Source organism: Pontibacter locisalis (assembly GCF_042684605.1).
GTDB lineage: Bacteria > Bacteroidota > Bacteroidia > Cytophagales > Hymenobacteraceae > Pontibacter > Pontibacter locisalis.
The window spans coordinates 148,959-167,001 of record NZ_JBHULU010000020.1 but is presented as its reverse complement, the minus strand read 5'-3'; the positions used below and the strand labels follow the sequence as shown (position 1 = coordinate 167,001).

Below are 18,043 nucleotides of genomic sequence, written 5' to 3'. Positions count from 1 at the left end.
GCAGCTCTTTAATTGATGATAACATTTCTTCTGAGAATTCTTCCATCATTTGTCAGCAGTTGTATATGGTACATGCCTCGCGGGTAGCCTGAAATATCTACTGCTGCCTTACCTGAAGTATGAGCGGGAAGAGTATTTCTGAATATACTTCGCCCTTCGGTACTATAAACTGTTATTGAAAGCGGCTGGGTTTTAAGCAAATCAGTTTCAAGTATAAACTTACCAGTTGTTGGATTCGGATAAACTGATAATTGCCCTATTTCTGTTTCGTCTGCTACGCCTGTGCACGTGGTAACTTCTATCTGGCTCTGGTAAGAAGAAACGCATCCTTTATCTGAGTAAGTATAAGTAACCGTGAATATGCCTGTTCCTGTAACCGCAGGATCAAAAACGCCATTTGTTACACCTGGCCCGCTATAAGTACCATCTGCCGGAGATCCACCCGAAAGGGTAACCGGCCCCTGGCTTACACACAAAGACCCAAGCAGTGTATGTGTAACCTGAGGAGAAGCACCAACCTCTACAGTATAGGTAAAAGTGTTTCCTTCTCCTATAGCGTTTCTTGCAACCAACGACACCAAGTAGGTGCCGGGGGCACTGTACCTTACTACCGGGTGCTGCTCATCAGACGTTGAAGGATTTGCGCCAGGGAAACTCCATGTCCAGGAATTCGGGTCTTCACTTGACATATCAAAGAACCTGATGTCAGAGCTTTCGCAATTTACTCCGGAAGTATAAAATCGAGACACTGGAGCCATTGGTGGAAACAAAGTAGCAGCGGTGGTTCTTACTAAGAGCAGATCAGCCTGTAGCTCAGGAAGCCGTTTTATCAAAACATCACGCCCAAGAAACTGATCTACGTTAAACGAAGCAACAAAGAGAACCTTACCCGACCCCTTAGATAAGGTAACAGGTTGTGCTAAAAGATATACTGCTACAGGTCCGTTATCCAGGGGCTTTATCTTTATGCTTCCCGTTGAAGAAGTATCTGTAACTCCAATATAGGTCTGGTGACTTAAAGTTAAGCGGTCTGCATATGTTTTATTGGGCAATTTGTTAAACCTTATTTCCCCTCCATAGGCCACACCAGAGAAAATCAGCCTATCATCTTTCACATCCATACCATCCACAGAAAACCTGAGACTTGTACTTATCTGTTTGAGCCAGTCTGGGGAACCATCCTGATTTAACTTACAGATGAACACATCCTGGTGCGAATCTCCCCAAACGAAGATGTCGGATAAAGTATCTTTTTTAAAGCTAAACTCCCCGCTGAAATCTGCTGCAATGTATATGTTATCCTGCCTGTCGAGGCTCAAGTGGTAAGGTGTTATATGCAGATCTCTATCCCCTGCTTTAACAGGCTCAGGAGAAGAGAACAACATATCGCCTGCTGCATTATACTTATCCACTACAAGCAGATAAGGCTTTACACCTACCAGATTTCCTTTAGAATCTACGGCAATATCCGAGTATCCTGTAGCCTTGTTCCACAACAAATTTCCATCCTGGTCATACTTGTACAGTTTCAGGTCGCTGCTTACATACAGGTTCAGGTCCTGATCTAATGCCAGGTTCACGTTGTTGGAAGTATACTGCTCCAGGTATGTTTGATGCCACTGTAAAATGCCATACTTATTATACTTTAGGATTACAACCGAGTAATGGCCATGCGCATCATGTGGCGGATAAAAGGTGGTAACTTTACCATCAGTGGAGTAGGCACGGACATCAGATAAATGCTCTTCGTGATGATAAGCTACATACACGTTCCCGTGCGGATCAACCACGACCTCCCCGTCTCCGCCACCTGCTTTTTTGCTGATGAAGGTTGCCCATTGTATAACTCCTTTCGCATTATATTTTACCAATGTATGCAGTTTATTATACTCCTCGTCATCCGGAAACAACTGCAAGCTATCGCCATACATGCCATAGTTATGGCTTTGCCTATCTCCACTAAAGAACATGTAGCTGTTATCCTCTGTATCTGTCGTGATTGCCAGTGGTGTTAAGTAGCTATTGGATGCTGAGGTGAGGGAGAAATTACTTTCCCCATCACTAACCGGTTCAATAACATTCAGCTTGATCGAAACAGTGTCGTTGCATCCTTCTACACCAAACGAGATCAGTTTAATGTAAGTAGGGCCTGCCTTACTGAAAGTTACCGGGGGCAGGTCTTGTGCTGTTGAACTTAAAACAGATGCTCCGGATTCCAGAACCCATTTATAACTGCCCCCCGGATTTATGGAAGAGTTCAGTACCTGAATTGGCTCTCCAACCTCGGGGTTATAGTTATCAACTGTAAAATGCGTCAGTGGCCCGGCAACCTCTATGGTTACAGCCTGGTGCAATGTTGTTCTGCAGTAGTAATAGGTAGAGGCAACAATAGTGAAGGTAGTGGTTTCAAAAAGGGGGCCTGTGTTAAACTGTAAAGTACCACCTGTGCCTGTCTGAGGTTCACCTATTGTTTCGTTGCCATTCATTAGCTGGTAAGGTACACCCTGCTGCGAGTTTAGAAGATAAATAATGCCTGCGTTCTTCTTACATAAGAAAGGTGTATCCGTTTTTACAGGGAGGCGGGGGTCAACATAAAAGCTCAGGTCGAGTTCTTTTGTAAGCATATCGGCTCCACACCCATTTGTGTAAATACCTTTTACGATGATTTTAGAACTATCCTTGATACTGAAGTAGCTTGTCCTGATGTAGGACGAATAGTAGTTTGCCTGGGTAGTTACGATCAATTTGTCTCCCAGCCATACTTCATACTTTACTCCCTGCATGGCACCGGCAATTTCTATGTAAGTAGATTCTCCGTAGCACAAACTGTTCTGGCCTGCAGTAATTGTAAAGTCGTTTACCTTTGGCACCGCAGTAACGGCCACTACCTTACTGGCAGAAATACCGCAGAAAGAATAAGTAAGCGTGTGGTTGCCTGCTCCTGCCAGGGCCGGATTAAAAATACCATCTGCACTAACTCCCGCACCAGACCATACACCACCAGCAGGAGAGAAACCTGCTAATTTAAATGGTGGCAAGTTTGCACAAACTGACTCATAACTGCCCGCAAGTACAGACTTAGGAGGCGAGTTTACTTCTATTATATCTGAATAGTCTGAATAGCAGCCATCCTGGTCCTTAACCCGAAGCCTGTAAAAACCGGAGGTGCTTACTGTTATTCTTTGTGTTGTTGCACCTGTGCTCCACTCATAACCGGCCATACCTGCCGGCCCGGCCAGTTCTACACTACCGCCAGAGCAAAAAATAACCGGCCCTCCGGCTATGATGGAAGGTTTAGAAGTTGCAGGCATTTGCACAGTTACATGCGCCTTATTCTTGAGTGTATAGGCGGCACAACCTGGCTTCAAGGCTTTTATTCTTATGATATTTTTACCGGGAGCAAGCTTGTCCTCCGGGATAGAAACAGCCAAAGAGCCTCCGCCAGCATAGGTGCCGCTCACCCGTACATCACCTATGTATGCCTCATACTGCACCCCGCTTTCAGTTGCAGGAATTGTTACAGTGGCGCCTTTCCCGTTACACGTGCTGCTGCCGGAAACGGAAAGCATCAGATCCGGAGGCGTACAGCCCGCAAATGCATCCTGATTTACCACGAAGCTGGAGTTACTTGCACCGTTTCCGGTTGTCCAGGCGCCGCCAGCCAGCAGCACTTTACCGTCGTGCAGCAGGTGAACAGAAGCTAGGTTGGCGCCTAAAAACCCATAGGTTTGTGTAGTCCAGGCTCTTGTGTTGTTATCGTAGATCTGGATACATTTAGAATTGGTTGGGTTAAACAGATCGCCGATGCTATAAAGCAATACCCTGCCATCATCCAGCAAAACCATACGGCCTGCCCCAACTTCTGTAACCGGGTTACCTACGTTATAAAATGTATTTGCTCTCGGGTTAAAGATCTCCGCGCTTTTAAGATCGTAGCTGTTCATCGACTGTGCCCCCACGATCAGTACATCCCCGGTTTTCAGTTTCACCATGTCGTGGTAATAGCGGCTCCGGGTGGTGCCAGAATAAAGCAGCGTCCATTGCCGTGTAGCAGGGTCGAAGATCTCAGGGCTGGTAGGTGAAAGCTGTCCGCCAGTTGCCAGAACTTTGCCATCATCCAGTAAGATCATAGCCATTCCTGGGCCATGCTCCCGTTGCATGTTTCCCGCGCTAGTCCAGGTATTATCTGTCGGATTGTAGATTTCCGATGTCTTGCCTATACTTCCTCCGGCAACCAGTACTTTGCCATCGTTTAGTTTGACGGCTTTGTGGAGAGCCCTTGGTGCAGCCATGCTACTTATACTTTGCCAGGTATCGGTAGCAGGGTCATAGCGCTCGCAGGATGATAATTCTTCATCAGTCTGGTTCATTCCGCCAATGGCTAACACAGTGCCATCGTTCAGCAGCACCGAAGAGAAATGATCCCTTTCCTGACTCATAGACGCTGCAAATGACCAGGTTTTAGTTTGAGGATCGTATAGCTCTGCAGAGACATACTTTACCAGGTTTGATATCCAGTAATCGTTTCCTCCGAACACCAGCACTCTGCCATCAGAAAGCAGCTGAGACTCATGGTGTATTCTGGCCTTGTTCAGCAAACCTGCAGGTGACACAGACTGAGCAAACGCGCAACAGGAAACAAGCAGGAAAAGGAAAGGCAGTAGAAGTTTTTTCATCGGCAGATGCAGTTTGTTTTTCAAGTTTGTAAGCAGGATAATTAACTGATAACGCTATATCTGATTGCCTTTGAAAGAACAATTGGATACCGTATGGCCAGTGTTGGCTTTAGGTTACTGTGGCAGCATATGGCACTGAAAACTGCAGCTTTATACTTTTGCTTAAAGCGTATTATGTAAAATCGGGATTAGCACTCGGCAGCATTCAATATACAAAGATCAATATTACTATATTTTAACCTATGTTACTTGAAAGCCGGCCATTTATTTTACGCCATACTTTTAGCCTGATTATCAAGGGTAACACCTATCACTCATTACCAATTTTATACTTGCTGCAGCATACACCTACTTTCTCTCCACCACTATATACCGGGCAGAATAGCCACTGCTTTTGTACAGCACCTGCAAAGCTGAGATAAGTGAATTGGTGGCTGAGACCCGTTCATGCAGATAACTTAGCGGTTCCAGGTAGTTTTTATACCCACTCCCCTCTACACGCTGCAAATACCTTCTTACATCTGCCTCCTCTACTTCAGTAAGTCCTTTTGCCAGCACCACGCGCCGCATGTAGGGCAGGGCAGCTTTCATACTTCTGTAGTCTGAGAAGGCATAAAGGCGATAGTAGGAGCTTAGATCGATGGAGTTCATGTGGCAAATATAGCACTGTAAGTTTAATCGATCAGGCCAGCGCTTACCTAATGAGACCTATGTTATACCTTTTGTTATGGTCTATACACTGCTTAGATCAGCACCTTCATCTATTAATTAAAAACAAAATTATTTAAATACCATCCCATACACGTAAGTATAATTCCGTACTTGCCTTAGGTAAACAAATATATTGCACCCTACCATCATAACTGACCTTAATTTCTGTCATGTATAATATTAACCCAAGCCAATGAGAACCTTCAAAGAGTACCTGCTACTGCATTACCGTCAGTTACAAACTGGTAAAACTATCCCTTTTTCTAAAGGAAACTCTGTGCATAAATTTACTGTAGGCCTGATAGGCATCCTGTTTTTGCTAACCCAATGCCAGCCTGTCATCGACGAAGATCCGCAGCCTTCGCAAAGCCTTAATACCGCTGCCACCTTGCAAACAGTTACTACTTTTAATGGTAACATTACGCAGGCGCTATGCCAGACTGAAGTAATGCAGCCCTCCGGCGAGGTTATACTTATATGTGTACCCGCTAATTGGAACGGCGAACTCATACTTTATGCCAGAGGCTACACACCTGCTTTCGAGCAACTCCACATTGCTGACGAAGCAAGTATTTATGCCCCACTTTTTACAAGCCTTGGTTATGCCTTTGCCACCACCAGCTACAGCGACAATGGGTTGGCAGTTCAAACTGGCATTCAGGACATGATTGAGCTCCGCAACCTATTTATCCAACGCTATGGCATGCCTGAAGAAATTTACCTGACAGGTGCTTCTGAGGGTGGGTTAGTGACAACGCTGGCTATAGAACGTTACCCGGAACTATGGAGTGGCGGCTTATCTTTATGCGGGCCATGTGGTGATTTTCAGAGGCAGATAAACTACTATGGTAACTTTAGGATAGTATTCGATTTCTTCTTTCCAGGTGTGCTGCCAGGTACATTGGTAGATGTGCCGCAGGAAATGATTTTAAATTGGGAGAAAGTTTACGTACCCAAAATTACAGCAGCCATCAGCCAGGATCCGGCTAAAACCATTACCCTATTAAATGTAGCAGATGCGCCCTATGTTATTTCTGACCCTAATACAATTATAGAAACAGTTGTAGGGGTGCTTACTTATAACCTTTTCATCGTTGATGCTGTTGAAAAGCTTGGCGGACAGCCATTCGATAACCAAAACTATGTTTACTCAGGTTCAGGAGACCCTGGTTTGGATGCTTTGATAAACCAGACAGTACAGCGGTATTCAGCAGACAAAGAAGCAACAAAGACTATAAAGAAGTTATACGAAACAAGCGGTATCTTCAAAAAGCCTTTGATCAAATCGCACACCACCGGAGATCCTATTGCACGAATCTGGAACCTGACTTTATACCAGGAAAAAGTGCCTGTGGGTAAAATGTCTTTATTTGAGGCTGTACCTATAAACCGCTATGGCCACTGCACTTTTACTGAGCTTGAGGCGGTACAGCTTTTCTCACAGCTGCTGCAGAAAGTGGACGCCCAAAAAGAACACCCTCTAGCCAAAGTTGTGAGCAAGGGAGGTAAGGTGGTAAGCTCCGTAACTGTAGAACAACACGCTGCTTCAAAATAAAGGAAACAACAGCTATAAAAATAGCTTATGCCAAAAGGCCTGCTAATGTACATTAGCAGGCCTTTTGGCATAAGCTATTTTTTCTCAAACATCAGAAAATGCTGAATCGGCAGCGCATCAACTTACTTGTACAGTTTAAAGTCGTTTGCTTCAAGCTCTTTTATAACCTGTGCGACGCTCATTTTATGCAGTTCCCTTTCTTGCCCAACGCTGACTCTATTGCAGTAATCTCACTTGTACTCAAAGGGGGAGTTTTACCATTCTGAGGCTTAGCTGCGAACACCAAATTTAAGTCAGCCAGGCTTGCGGCACTGAGTAACGCTGTAGAAAACAGCATCTTCCGTCGATTTAAGTTAAATGAAGCCATTCTTTAGACTCTCAAATTGTTACTCAAGTATTTAGAACATATTACTAACTACCAGGTGCTGCGCCAGACCTGCCAGGGCACTTATGAGTATCCATGTAATCATACCTACCTTAAACCGATACATGGCCACAAAAGAAACCAGTATCCAGCCAAGGCTAAACCAGTTTACGGCATTTTGTGGATCGGTGTCTGTAAACACAACTGCCATCCCGAAATAAACGGTGAGGTTAAGCACAACACCAACCACAGCTGCCGTGACTATCCCCAACACAACCTTCACCCTTGCATTTTCCTGCGTCCGTTCCACAACAGGCGCCCCCACCAGGATAAAGAGGAAACAGGGCAGGAAAGTGTAGAAAGTGGTGGTTAGCAGTCCTAAGGCACCCATAGCCAGCGAACCGCCATACTCATTGTATCCTGCCATAAAGCCCACAAAGGCCAGCACCATTACAAGTGGACCAGGAGTGGTTTCTCCCAGAGCAAGGCCATCTATCATTTGCAACCTCGAAAGCCACCCTAGTTTCTCAACGGTGACCTGTGCCACATAAGGCAGCACAGCATATGCTCCTCCGAAGGTCACCAGTGCAGCTTTTGTAAAGAACATTGACAAGGTTCTCCAGAACGCAAAGTTCTGTGTTGAGAGGTAGAAGAGAATAAAAGGCACAACCCACAGTAGAACCGCTATAACCGATCTCCTTACAATTAACTGCCAGCTGAAGGAAGTTTCTGCCGTTTGGCTGCCGGAGTTAAGATAAAAACCATCTTCGTTGCTGACATTATCCGCTGAAGCTTTATTATTCTGGAAATAATGGGGTTTCATCCATTGAATAAGGAGCGCCAGGGCGATTGTAGTCAGGATAATGTAGGGGAAAGGTACTTTAAAGAAGAATATAGCTATAAAGGAAAGTAGCGCAACAGTGTAGTGAAGGCCGCTTTTAAGAGATTTTTGCCCAATTTTGATCAAGGCGAGCAAAACAATGGCAACTACAGCCGGTTTAAGGCCATCAAAGAGCGCCGACACCCATGGAACATTGCCATAGGTTACATAGATTATGCTTAAACCCAGTAGTATAAAAACGGAAGGCAAAACAAAGAAAATACCCGCCACCAGGCCTCCCCTCACCCCATGCAATAACCAACCAATGTAAGTTGCCAGTTGCTGCGCCTCTGGCCCGGGCAACAGCATGCAGTAGTTAAGCGCATGTAAAAATTTTGAGTCAGAAATCCACCGTTTCTGGTCAACCACGAACTCATGCATAATACCAATCTGACCTGCCGGTCCGCCAAAGCTTATGAAGCCAAGCTTAACCCAAAACAGAAAAGCTTCCTTGAAGCTTGGCCTGCCGGGGTGGGCATTGTGAGAAGTGTCAGCTTTCAATTTTCAGCTTTAGCTAGAGGTGTACTAGTGGAGTTTATTTTTTAAATCTTCGGCTGCAGATCAACCTGAGTTTTAAAATTCAATGTTAAGAAAATTTCCGGGCTTACCCTCTACCACTCCTGATTATTTGCATGTTCTACATTTCCTCCAGCATTCTCTTAAGATCGATTTTAGGCACGTAGGTTTCCAGTACCTTATTACTTTGAAATCCTCTCACAAGGGCAATATATTCATTCTCCGGGTTATACCATATCTCGGCAAAGAAACTACCCAGGTTATAGAGCGCAATACGATAGCCTCTTCTGCAGCGATAAGCCAGAAGACTACCATGCTCCCAGATTATTTCCAGCCTTGCAGCTACAGAATAGGTATTAAATTGGTATAAGTTCATAGGCTACTTTTAAACAAGGATGAAACAAACACGGCTATCTTCTGTTCGAAAGCGCTTGAAACTAAGCAGGTAATCCAACATACTTCCCCCTCCCTCTACACGGTGAAACTCTCTTTGTTAGCAGTTCTTTTATTATTATAACCTTATAACGATCCAGATTATTTCTAAAGTTTCCTGTATTATTTCTTACATCCTGTTGTACAAGGAACCAAGCCCATATTCAAAAGCAAGATTTGTTTTTATTCTGTTAGCTTTTCCAGCCGTTGGGTTATATCATCAATCAGTTCTTCACTCCATCGTTCAGCTACTTCTTCATACTCCGAACGGCCCCAGCGGTGCAGATAATCCTTCTCCAGCCAACTGTTGTTAGCGTCTGGCCCCACAGTGTAGCTGTAGTGATCTAACTTAAAGATCAGGTCCTTTGTCATGTCAAAGGCCTCCGCTCCTGCCCTTTGGAATCCCTCCAGTCTCAGCCGAAGGCCTACCTGTTGGATATTTCCATTTTCCACACTTATCTCCTCAGTCGGGTCAGTTGCAGGATCCCTGGTCCAGGTGTCTAGTATTCGTTCCAGCCTGAAATCATTGAACAGCGGGATAACTGGCGTAATGTTTTGATGCACATATTCAGCAAGTGCCGGCAAAGTAGTATTGTAAAGCTGCTGTATAGATTGCTTGTCTCTAATATTTCGTACTTCCATATTTGGAATCAGGTATAGTCTTTCAGTTAGTTAATATAACAAAAAGCTCCATAAGAAGCTAAATTCCACCTATAGTTATGGCTAAGGCAGGAAGCACACCCTTTGTTACGGAAACACCGTTCTTACCGTTCACCCCATTTTTGCAAAACCTCTTCTAAAAGCTATTACCTTCTTTAACAGTGTGGTCCGCTCGTTTAAAAGCTTTACCGTATAATCGTTTTAACCTTCAAACAATTAACAGCAATGAGTAAGAAAGACGAAAACAAACAGCACATGCAGGACCCGAAAGACAAATATGTTAAACCACCTTTCCCGGACCAGGAGCAACAGGAGGTGCCAGGAACAGAAGATGACATGCAGCCAAAGGCAGACCATGGCGAGGAAACTTATCGGGGTTCAGGGAAACTGGAAGGTAGAAAGGCTATCATAACGGGTGGCGACTCTGGTATAGGCCGGGCCGTTGCCATAGCCATTGCACGAGAGGGGGCCGATGTGCTGATTTCTTACTTAAATGAAGACGAAGATGCAGAAGAGACGGCAAAGTATGTGCGGGAGGCTGGCAGAAAAGCGGTGTTGGTGCCTGGTGACATCAGCGAGGAAGACCACTGCAAAAAAATTGTACAGCGGGCGGTAGAGGAATTCGGGCAGATAGACATACTGGTGAACAATGCTGCTTTTCAGATGGCCCACGACTCTTTACAAGACATTCCCAGTGAGGAATGGGACCGCACCTTCCGCACGAATATCTATGCCATGTTTTACTTGTGCAAAGCAGCTGAACCACATATGAAGCCGGGGAGCACCATTGTAAACACTACTTCGGTAAATGCTTATCACCCTAAAAAGATCCTGCTTGCTTATGCCGCCACAAAGGGTGCCATCCAAAACTTTACTGCTAACCTGGCACAAATGCTCGGGGAAAAAGGAATAAGGGTAAACTGTGTTGCGCCAGGCCCTATCTGGACGCCACTTATCCCAGCCACTTTACCTATCGACAAAGTAAAATCCTTTGGCAAGAACACGCCACTGAAACGGCCGGGCCAACCTGCAGAACTGGCACCCATTTACGTGTTGCTGGCTTCACAGGACTCCAGTTATATGTCAGGCTCTACGGTGCAGGTTACAGGAGGAACGCCAACTATTTAACTCTTTTGAGCATCAAAATTTTAAACAGCTGCTAAAGCCAGTGTTCTGCAAAATCAGGAGCAAATGTCAGACATAAAAAAGTTCTTTCATAGGATATGGGAGGTACTGAAAGATTCAAAAAAGAACTTTCAGCAGGGTGAGCCGGTGGTTTACAGTGCTGCTATCGCTTTTTTTACCATTTTTTCGCTGCCAGCCATTTCTATAGTAGTTACAATGGTAGCCTCTATCTTCTTTTCAAAAGAGGCAGCAAGGGCTAAGATTGTAGGACAAGTAACGGAACTTATCGGCTCTGAGGCAGGAGAACAAGTGAGCACAGTACTGGAGAATATGGTTGATATTCCTTCTGGCTTCTGGAGCATTACAATTGGGATTGTGGTCGTTGTGCAAAGCGCCTCTATCATGTTCTTCATCATACAAAAAGCACTGAACGCTGTGTGGAATGTAAGGCTTAAGAAGAACATTGGCTTTACAAAGATGCTGAAGCACAGGTTGGGAGCGCTCGCCATGGTGGCAGGCTTGGGCTTGTTGCTTATCATAAGCCTGATGCTTGATTTTATGATATCCTTTTTCAGTGATAGATTGGTCGACCTTATGGAGGAAAACTTCAACATGGCGGTCAGAACAATAAACACCATTTTCTTCCTAACAGTAGTTCTTGTCTTCTTCACGACCATCCATAAAGTTTTACCTGCTGCCAAAATCAGCTGGAAAGATGCCATCGCAGGAGGAGTTATTACGTCCGTTTTGTTTCTGATCGGCAAAGAGGTCATTAACTACGCGCTTACTAGTATTAAACTAATTGGGATATATGCGGCAGCTGGTTCACTGGTAGTTCTACTTTTATGGGTGTTCTACTCCTCTATTATTTTTATGCTGGGCGCTGAGGTTACCAAAGCCTATGCAAATAACCGTGGAAGGGAAATCGAGCCATCCGAAATAGCTGAAAAGTACAGCGAAGTAAACAAGAACAAACTAGATTAAAAGGTATGAAGCGCCCGGAGATGACAGATCAGTTGCGAGATGAAACCATTACCTGGGACATAGTGATAATCGGTGGCGGAGCGACTGGGTTAGGCATAGCCATGGACGCAGCTATCAGGGGTTATACAACGCTTTTACTGGAGCAATCGGATTTCGCCAAAGGCACCTCCAGCAGAAGTACCAAGCTGATTCATGGTGGGGTCAGGTACCTGGCGCAGGGCAAAGTAAAACTAGTTCTGGAAGCACTCAAGGAGCGGGGGCTGCTACTGCAAAACGCGGCACATGTAGTTAAGAAGCAGGCTTTTGTTATACCCGCCTATAGCTGGTGGCAAGCGCTATACTACCTGGCAGGCCTAAAGCTTTACGATGTACTGGCAGGAAAATGGAGTCTGGGAGCATCAAAGTTCATTAACAGAAAACAAGCCTTAAAAGCCTTACCAACAGTTAACCACAAAGCATTGAAGGGAGGTATTCTTTACTATGACAGCCAGTTTGACGACACCCGGCTTGCAATCAACTTAGCACAAACTGCTGTAGAAAACGGCGCCTGCGTTATTAATTACATGCGCGTTACTGACCTGCTCAAGGATGAAGCCGGTAAAATCAACGGTGTTGCTGTTCAGGATCTGGAGACTGGAAGCAAGTACACGCCCAAAGCCAAAGCAGTAATAAATGCTACAGGTGTTTTTGTGGATGACATACTCCGGATGGAGCAACACGAAGCACACCCACTAGTACAGCCAAGCCAGGGCGTACACCTTGTACTTGACCAAAAGTTTTTACCCGGCTCAAACGCTTTGTTAGTACCTAAAACAGATGATGGCCGCGTGCTATTTGCAGTACCCTGGCACAGGCACTTGCTAGTAGGCACAACAGATACCTTACGTGAACGAGCGGAACTGGAACCACGGGCACTGGAACAGGAGATAGACTTTATTCTTGGGAATGCAGGCAGATACCTTCATCAAAAACCACAACGGGAAGATGTATTATCCGTTTTCGCAGGACTAAGACCCCTTGCGGCCCACCAGGGAAACGAGCAGTCTACAAAAGACATCTCCCGAAACTATAAGATCATTGTCTCCCCAGCCGGACTAGTTACTGTTACCGGTGGCAAATGGACGATCTTTAGAAAAATGGCCGAGGACACCATTGACAGAGCAATCAAAACGCACCACCTGCCTCTTATGCCCTGCCAAACCGCACATTACGCCATACATGGCAACACTCCTGGCGCAGAACCAGGCTGCCACTTGTCCATCTACGGTACAGATGCAAAGGCTATTAAGCAGTTAATGCAAAGGCAACCAAGTTTAGCAGAAAGACTACATCCTTCCTTTCCTCATTATAAGGCTGAGATAGTATGGGCCGTCCGTTCAGAAATGGCACGCACCATAGAAGATGTTCTGGCTAGGAGGTTACGGTTGTTGTTCCTGGATGCGCGCGCTGCCATGAATGTAGCCCCTGAAGTAGCACGTATACTTGCTCTGGAACTAGGTAGAAGCCCGGAGTGGGAACTGCAGCAAGCAAGAGCTTTTATCCAGTTGGCAGAAGGATACCTTGCCCCTGCCAACTAACAATCAAAAAAATTGGCCGGTTTTTTGTATCTTGTAACCTGATTTATCATCAATAATGTCTTAAAAAGACTATTCTTTTACTCACTTATACTATCTATGGGAAACCAAATAATAATAGCAGGCAAGAAAACAAGCTTGCTGGCTTTACTCGCCCTTGCCAGTTGTACAACTGTACAAAAGCAGGAGAATACGCAGCAAACTCAGGCTGCTGTAGAACAGAAACAAGCAGAAACAAACCCGCTGCTGACTAAATGGACTGGTCCGTACGGAGGTGTTCCTGCCTTTGACAAAATGAATTTAGCTGATCTGAAGCCTGCTATGGAAAAAGCCATGGCAATGAACTTAGCTGAGATAGAAGCTATTGCAAACAATCCTAATCCTGCCACTTTCGAGAACACCATTGCTGCAATGGAAGCAGCCGGCAAGGAGCTTAACAGGGTATTTACATACTATGGCATCTGGAGCAGCAATGTTTCTACGCCAGAGTTCAGGGAAGTACAGGCAGAGCTAGCACCTAAAATCTCTGAATTCAACTCTAAAATTTCTCAAAACGAGAAACTGTTCCAGCGTATCAAAGCTGTTTACGAAAACGCTCAGAAAAATCCGCTTCCAGAAGATCAGCAGCGTGTAGTGCAACTGGTGTACAAAGGTTTTGCCATGGAAGGCGCTGACCTGAGCCCGGAAAAGAAACAGCGTTATGCAGAGATCAATAAAGAGCTTTCTTCGTTGTACACGGACTTCTCAAACAATATTCTGGCTGATGAAGAGGGGTATGTAGTTTACCTCACCAAAGATCAGCTTGGAGGCCTGCCGGAGTCTTTTGTTAAGGCAGCGGCCAAAGCAGCAGCTGACCGCGGGCAAGAGGGCAAATATGCTGTTACCAATACGCGTTCCTCAATGGACCAGTTCCTGACATATTCTGATGAGCGTGAACTGCGCGAGAAGGTGTGGAAGAACTACTACTCCCGTGCTGACAACGCTGATGAGAACGACAACAATGAGAATATCCAGAAAATCTTGAAGCTACGCAATGAGCGCGTGAAGCTGATGGGCTATGATAATTATGCAGAATGGCGCCTGCAAGACCGTATGGCCAAGACGCCGGAAGCTGCCATGGACCTGATGCAAGCCGTTTGGCCTGCAGCCGTTGCCAGAGCCAAAGAAGAGGTAGCTGACATGCAGAAGATCGCCAATAAAACCAGCAAGAGCAAAATTACCATTGCCCCCTGGGATTACCGCTACTACGCCGAAAAGGTGCGCCAGCAAAAGTATGACCTAAACTCTGACGAAGTGAAGCAGTACCTGGAATTGGGCAACCTGACAGATGCGATTTTCTTCACTGCAGGTGAGTTGTTCAACTTCAAGTTTACTCCGGTACCGGAAGGTTCTGTACCTGTGTTTCATGAGGATGTGAAAGTATGGGAGGTAACGGACAAGACTACTGGTGAGCATATCGGCCTTTGGTACCTTGATCCATTTGCACGTCAGGGCAAGCGTTCCGGGGCATGGGCTACAACTTACCGTGCCCACACAACCTTCGATGGTAAAAACACAGTGTTGTCATCCAACAACTCTAACTTTGTGAAGCCTGCTCCGGGAGAACCGGTACTGGTATCCTGGGATGACGCGGAGACATTCTTCCACGAATTCGGACATGCCTTGCACTTCCTGGCTTCTAATGTAAAGTACCCAACACTGAACAGCGGTGTGCGTGACTATACAGAGTTTCAGTCGCAGTTACTGGAGCGTTGGCTGTCTACGGACAAGGTGATCAACAATTACCTGAAGCATTATAAGACAGGCGAGCCGATGCCTAAAGAGCTAGTGGCAAAAATTAAGAAAGCTTCTACCTTTAACCAAGGCTTTGCTACAACTGAATTCCTTGCTTCTGCCCTGATGGACATGTACTTCCACATGGCTGATCCGGAGAACCTGGACCCTGACAAGTTTGAGCGTGAGACGTTGCAAAAGCTGGGTATGCCTAAAGAAATTGTAATGCGTCACCGTTCGCCTCACTTCGGACACGTGTTTTCTGGTGAAGGATACGCCACAGGTTACTATGGATACCTTTGGGCGGACGTGCTGACTTCAGATGCAGCCGAAGCCTTTGCTGAGGCACCAGGTGGTTTCTATGATGCGGAGGTGGCAGCACGACTGGTGAAGTACCTGTTCGCTCCACGCAACTCCATGGATCCAGCTGATGCATATAGAAAGTTCAGAGGTCGTGATGCCAAGATTGATGCCCTGATGCGTGACCGTGGTTTCCCGGTACCTGAGCCGCAATCTAAAAAATAATATTAATCCTCAACTCTCCGGATGTGATTTAGGTTACCTTTCGGAATGATAGCTTGATAGCCCGCCAGATCTTATTCTGGCGGGCTATCATTTTTTAAAGCAGTATTTTTAACAAAGCACAACATGTTACTTTAACACAAAAAACACAAACTTATAACCAGCAGCATACCAATTATATAGCTATTTTCCGCCCATTTAACTAATTAAAACCACTCTTTTAATCACGTTACCTTAACATGCTTTTATTCCTTTCAATTTTATTTCAATAAACTGTCATTTGTAGAAGAACGATAAAATAAAACTCCATTTATACCTCAAGCATAGAAAGTGAAGACATTTATCATTGATGATGACCCAATCAGTTCTTGCCTGACAGAAATGGTTCTGAAGCTGGAAGGGTTTACCGAGAACACGTTAACGTTCTCCTCCGCAGAGGAAAGTCTCGATTTCCTAGCTGAGGATATGAAAGAGCATCTACCGAAGGTAATTTTCCTGGATTTAAACATGCCAACCATGAATGGCTGGCAGTTTCTACAGGCACTCAAGCCACATGAAAGTGTTCTTACACAGGATTGTGCCATTTATATCTTAACTTCTTCCATTGATCCGGCAGAAAGAAGGAGAGCGAAAGAATATGGAGTAGTTAGGGGTTTCATAAGTAAACCTCTTACAGAAGAGCACCTGCTCAACATAAAGCAGGATCTTCATAAAGTAGTTTAGACGCTGCACTTACTGGTACAGGAAAACTACATTGTAAAACGATAACAAATCATCTCACCTTAAACAACGTACTCTACAAACATACTTAATACGAATAGAGCCGCTATTGAAGCGGCTCTACTTGTTTATAAAGGCAGTTACTGTTTGATAAATATCCTTCAAAAAAGCTTACATGCTCTTACTGCTTCTTAAACCAGTTACTTATTACACTGATCACTTTCACCAGATCATCCTGCTCCATTACATATGGCGGCATGGTGTACACATACTTGCCAAAAGGCCTTAGCCATACCCCCTCCTGCACTGCGTATTCCGTAAAGCCTTCCAGTTGCTTGCTGTCCTTTACCTCTACCACGCCGATCGCCCCAAGCACTCTTACAGCATGTACTTTCTCATGTTGTAAAGGCGCTAATCGCTCCCTGAAAGTACGTTCAATTTGCTCTATTTTTTTCAGGTAGTTTTCTTCCTCAATCAGGTTTATACTTTTCAGAGCTATGGCACAGGCTAAGGGGTTCCCCATAAAAGTAGGGCCATGCATGAAAGCTTTATCATACCCTTCCCCCAGAAAGCCATCAAATATTCTGCTGGTAGTAAGGGTAGCTGCATGTCCCAGGTAACCTGCCGTCAGGGCCTTACCCAACACCATAATATCGGGAGTTACACCAGCATGGTCAGCCGCAAATAACTTTCCGGTTCTTCCGAAACCAGTAGCTACTTCATCAAAAATAAGCAGCACATCATAGGTATGGCATAAGGCTCTTGCGGCTTTTAAATAAGCAGGCGAATACATTTTAAACCCACCTGCACATTGCACCAACGGTTCAACAATAAAGGCTGCCAACTCCCGGTGATTCCGCTGCAGCATTTGCTCCAGCTCCGCAATGTCACCCTCCACTTCATCTTCTGTAGCACTAAAACCGCCGGAAGGGGTGCTCAGGAAAAACCCTTTATGCAGTACATGCCCGAACGGGATCTGGAAATCAGAGTCATCCCCTACTTCCATGGCCTTGAAAGTATCGCCATGGTAGGCATTCTTCAGTGCCAGAAATTTTACTTTTTGTTTGTTTCCCTGGTTTACCCAAAACTGTATAGCCATTTTCAAGGCAACCTCTACCCCTACTGAACCACTATCGGAGTAAAATACATGATTGAGTCCTGCTGGTGTAATCTGCACCAGTTTCTCAGCGAGCTGGAGTGCCGGCTGGTGGTCTAAGCCTCCCAGCATCACATGCGAAAAATTCTCCGCCTGCTTTACCAATGCCTCATTTAAAGCAGGATGGTTATACCCGTGAATAGTTGCCCACCAGGACGAAACACCATCTATAAGCTTTTTCCCATCTTTCAGATACAGGTGTACTCCTTCTGCTTTCTGAACAGGATATCGGCTCATTTTATTTGCCATCTGTGAATAAGGGTACCACAATTTCATAAGCTCAACCAGTTTTGATTTTTATTCCAGGCACAAAGGTAGGCATTGCAGGAGGAATGATAAAAGAAACACCTAGTAGCTCATCCCTTATTTACGAATTGCACAAAAGAAACATGGAA

General features: G+C 45.2%; 12 protein-coding genes. 6 read left to right on the top strand and 6 right to left on the bottom strand.

All coding sequences use genetic code 11. The features are described 5' to 3' along the window. Positions 1-8: 8 nt before the first annotated feature. Both ACFSRY_RS13965 and ACFSRY_RS13960 read right to left on the bottom strand, forming a co-directional pair. A complete protein-coding gene (locus tag ACFSRY_RS13965; RefSeq protein ID WP_377508772.1) occupies positions 9-4,676 on the bottom strand; it encodes a kelch repeat-containing protein in 4,668 nt (1,555 codons plus the stop codon). Between the two features lie 348 nt (positions 4,677-5,024). Beyond that, positions 5,025-5,327, bottom strand: a complete 303-nt coding sequence (locus ACFSRY_RS13960; protein WP_377508769.1) for a hypothetical protein — start codon at positions 5,325-5,327, stop codon at positions 5,025-5,027. A gap of 253 nt (positions 5,328-5,580) precedes the next feature. Between ACFSRY_RS13960 and ACFSRY_RS13955 the strand changes: the two genes are divergently transcribed. Next, the gene (locus ACFSRY_RS13955) at positions 5,581-6,942 is read left to right on the top strand and encodes a hypothetical protein (protein ID WP_377508766.1); all 1,362 of its coding nucleotides are present in this window, start codon (positions 5,581-5,583) and stop codon (positions 6,940-6,942) included. A gap of 398 nt (positions 6,943-7,340) precedes the next feature. Here the strand turns inward: ACFSRY_RS13955 and chrA are convergent, their stop codons facing one another. The 3 genes from chrA to ACFSRY_RS13940 all read right to left on the bottom strand — a co-directional run bounded on the left by chrA (position 7,341) and on the right by ACFSRY_RS13940 (position 9,776). Next, a complete protein-coding gene (gene chrA, locus ACFSRY_RS13950; RefSeq protein WP_377508763.1) occupies positions 7,341-8,687 on the bottom strand; it encodes a chromate efflux transporter in 1,347 nt (448 codons plus the stop codon). A 136-nt stretch (positions 8,688-8,823) separates the two neighbouring features. Then, on the bottom strand, positions 8,824-9,078 hold the full coding sequence (locus ACFSRY_RS13945; protein WP_377508760.1) for a hypothetical protein: 255 nt from the start codon (positions 9,076-9,078) through the stop codon (positions 8,824-8,826). A 239-nt stretch (positions 9,079-9,317) separates the two neighbouring features. After that, complete coding sequence (locus ACFSRY_RS13940) at positions 9,318-9,776, bottom strand: hypothetical protein (protein ID WP_377508757.1); 459 nt, start codon at positions 9,774-9,776, stop codon at positions 9,318-9,320. 243 nt (positions 9,777-10,019) lie between these two features. Between ACFSRY_RS13940 and ACFSRY_RS13935 the strand changes: the two genes are divergently transcribed. From ACFSRY_RS13935 to ACFSRY_RS13915, 5 genes are all read left to right on the top strand, one after another. Then, positions 10,020-10,922, top strand: coding sequence for an SDR family oxidoreductase (locus ACFSRY_RS13935; protein ID WP_377508754.1), 903 nt, complete (start codon positions 10,020-10,022; stop codon positions 10,920-10,922). Between the two features lie 63 nt (positions 10,923-10,985). Next, complete coding sequence (locus ACFSRY_RS13930; RefSeq protein WP_377508751.1) at positions 10,986-11,903, top strand: YihY/virulence factor BrkB family protein; 918 nt, start codon at positions 10,986-10,988, stop codon at positions 11,901-11,903. A gap of 5 nt (positions 11,904-11,908) precedes the next feature. After that, the gene (locus ACFSRY_RS13925; RefSeq protein WP_377508748.1) at positions 11,909-13,480 is read left to right on the top strand and encodes a glycerol-3-phosphate dehydrogenase/oxidase; all 1,572 of its coding nucleotides are present in this window, start codon (positions 11,909-11,911) and stop codon (positions 13,478-13,480) included. Positions 13,481-13,576: 96 nt separating this feature from the next. Further along, on the top strand, positions 13,577-15,775 hold the full coding sequence (locus ACFSRY_RS13920; protein WP_377508745.1) for a M3 family metallopeptidase: 2,199 nt from the start codon (positions 13,577-13,579) through the stop codon (positions 15,773-15,775). 327 nt (positions 15,776-16,102) lie between these two features. Beyond that, positions 16,103-16,495: a response regulator gene (locus ACFSRY_RS13915; RefSeq protein ID WP_377508742.1), complete on the top strand. Its 393-nt coding sequence runs from the start codon at positions 16,103-16,105 to the stop codon at positions 16,493-16,495. A gap of 178 nt (positions 16,496-16,673) precedes the next feature. Here the strand turns inward: ACFSRY_RS13915 and bioA are convergent, their stop codons facing one another. After that, positions 16,674-17,924 (bottom strand): adenosylmethionine--8-amino-7-oxononanoate transaminase, encoded by a 1,251-nt coding sequence (bioA, locus tag ACFSRY_RS13910; protein ID WP_377508737.1) that lies wholly within the window; start codon positions 17,922-17,924, stop codon positions 16,674-16,676. Between the last annotated feature and the right edge of the window lie 119 nt (positions 17,925-18,043).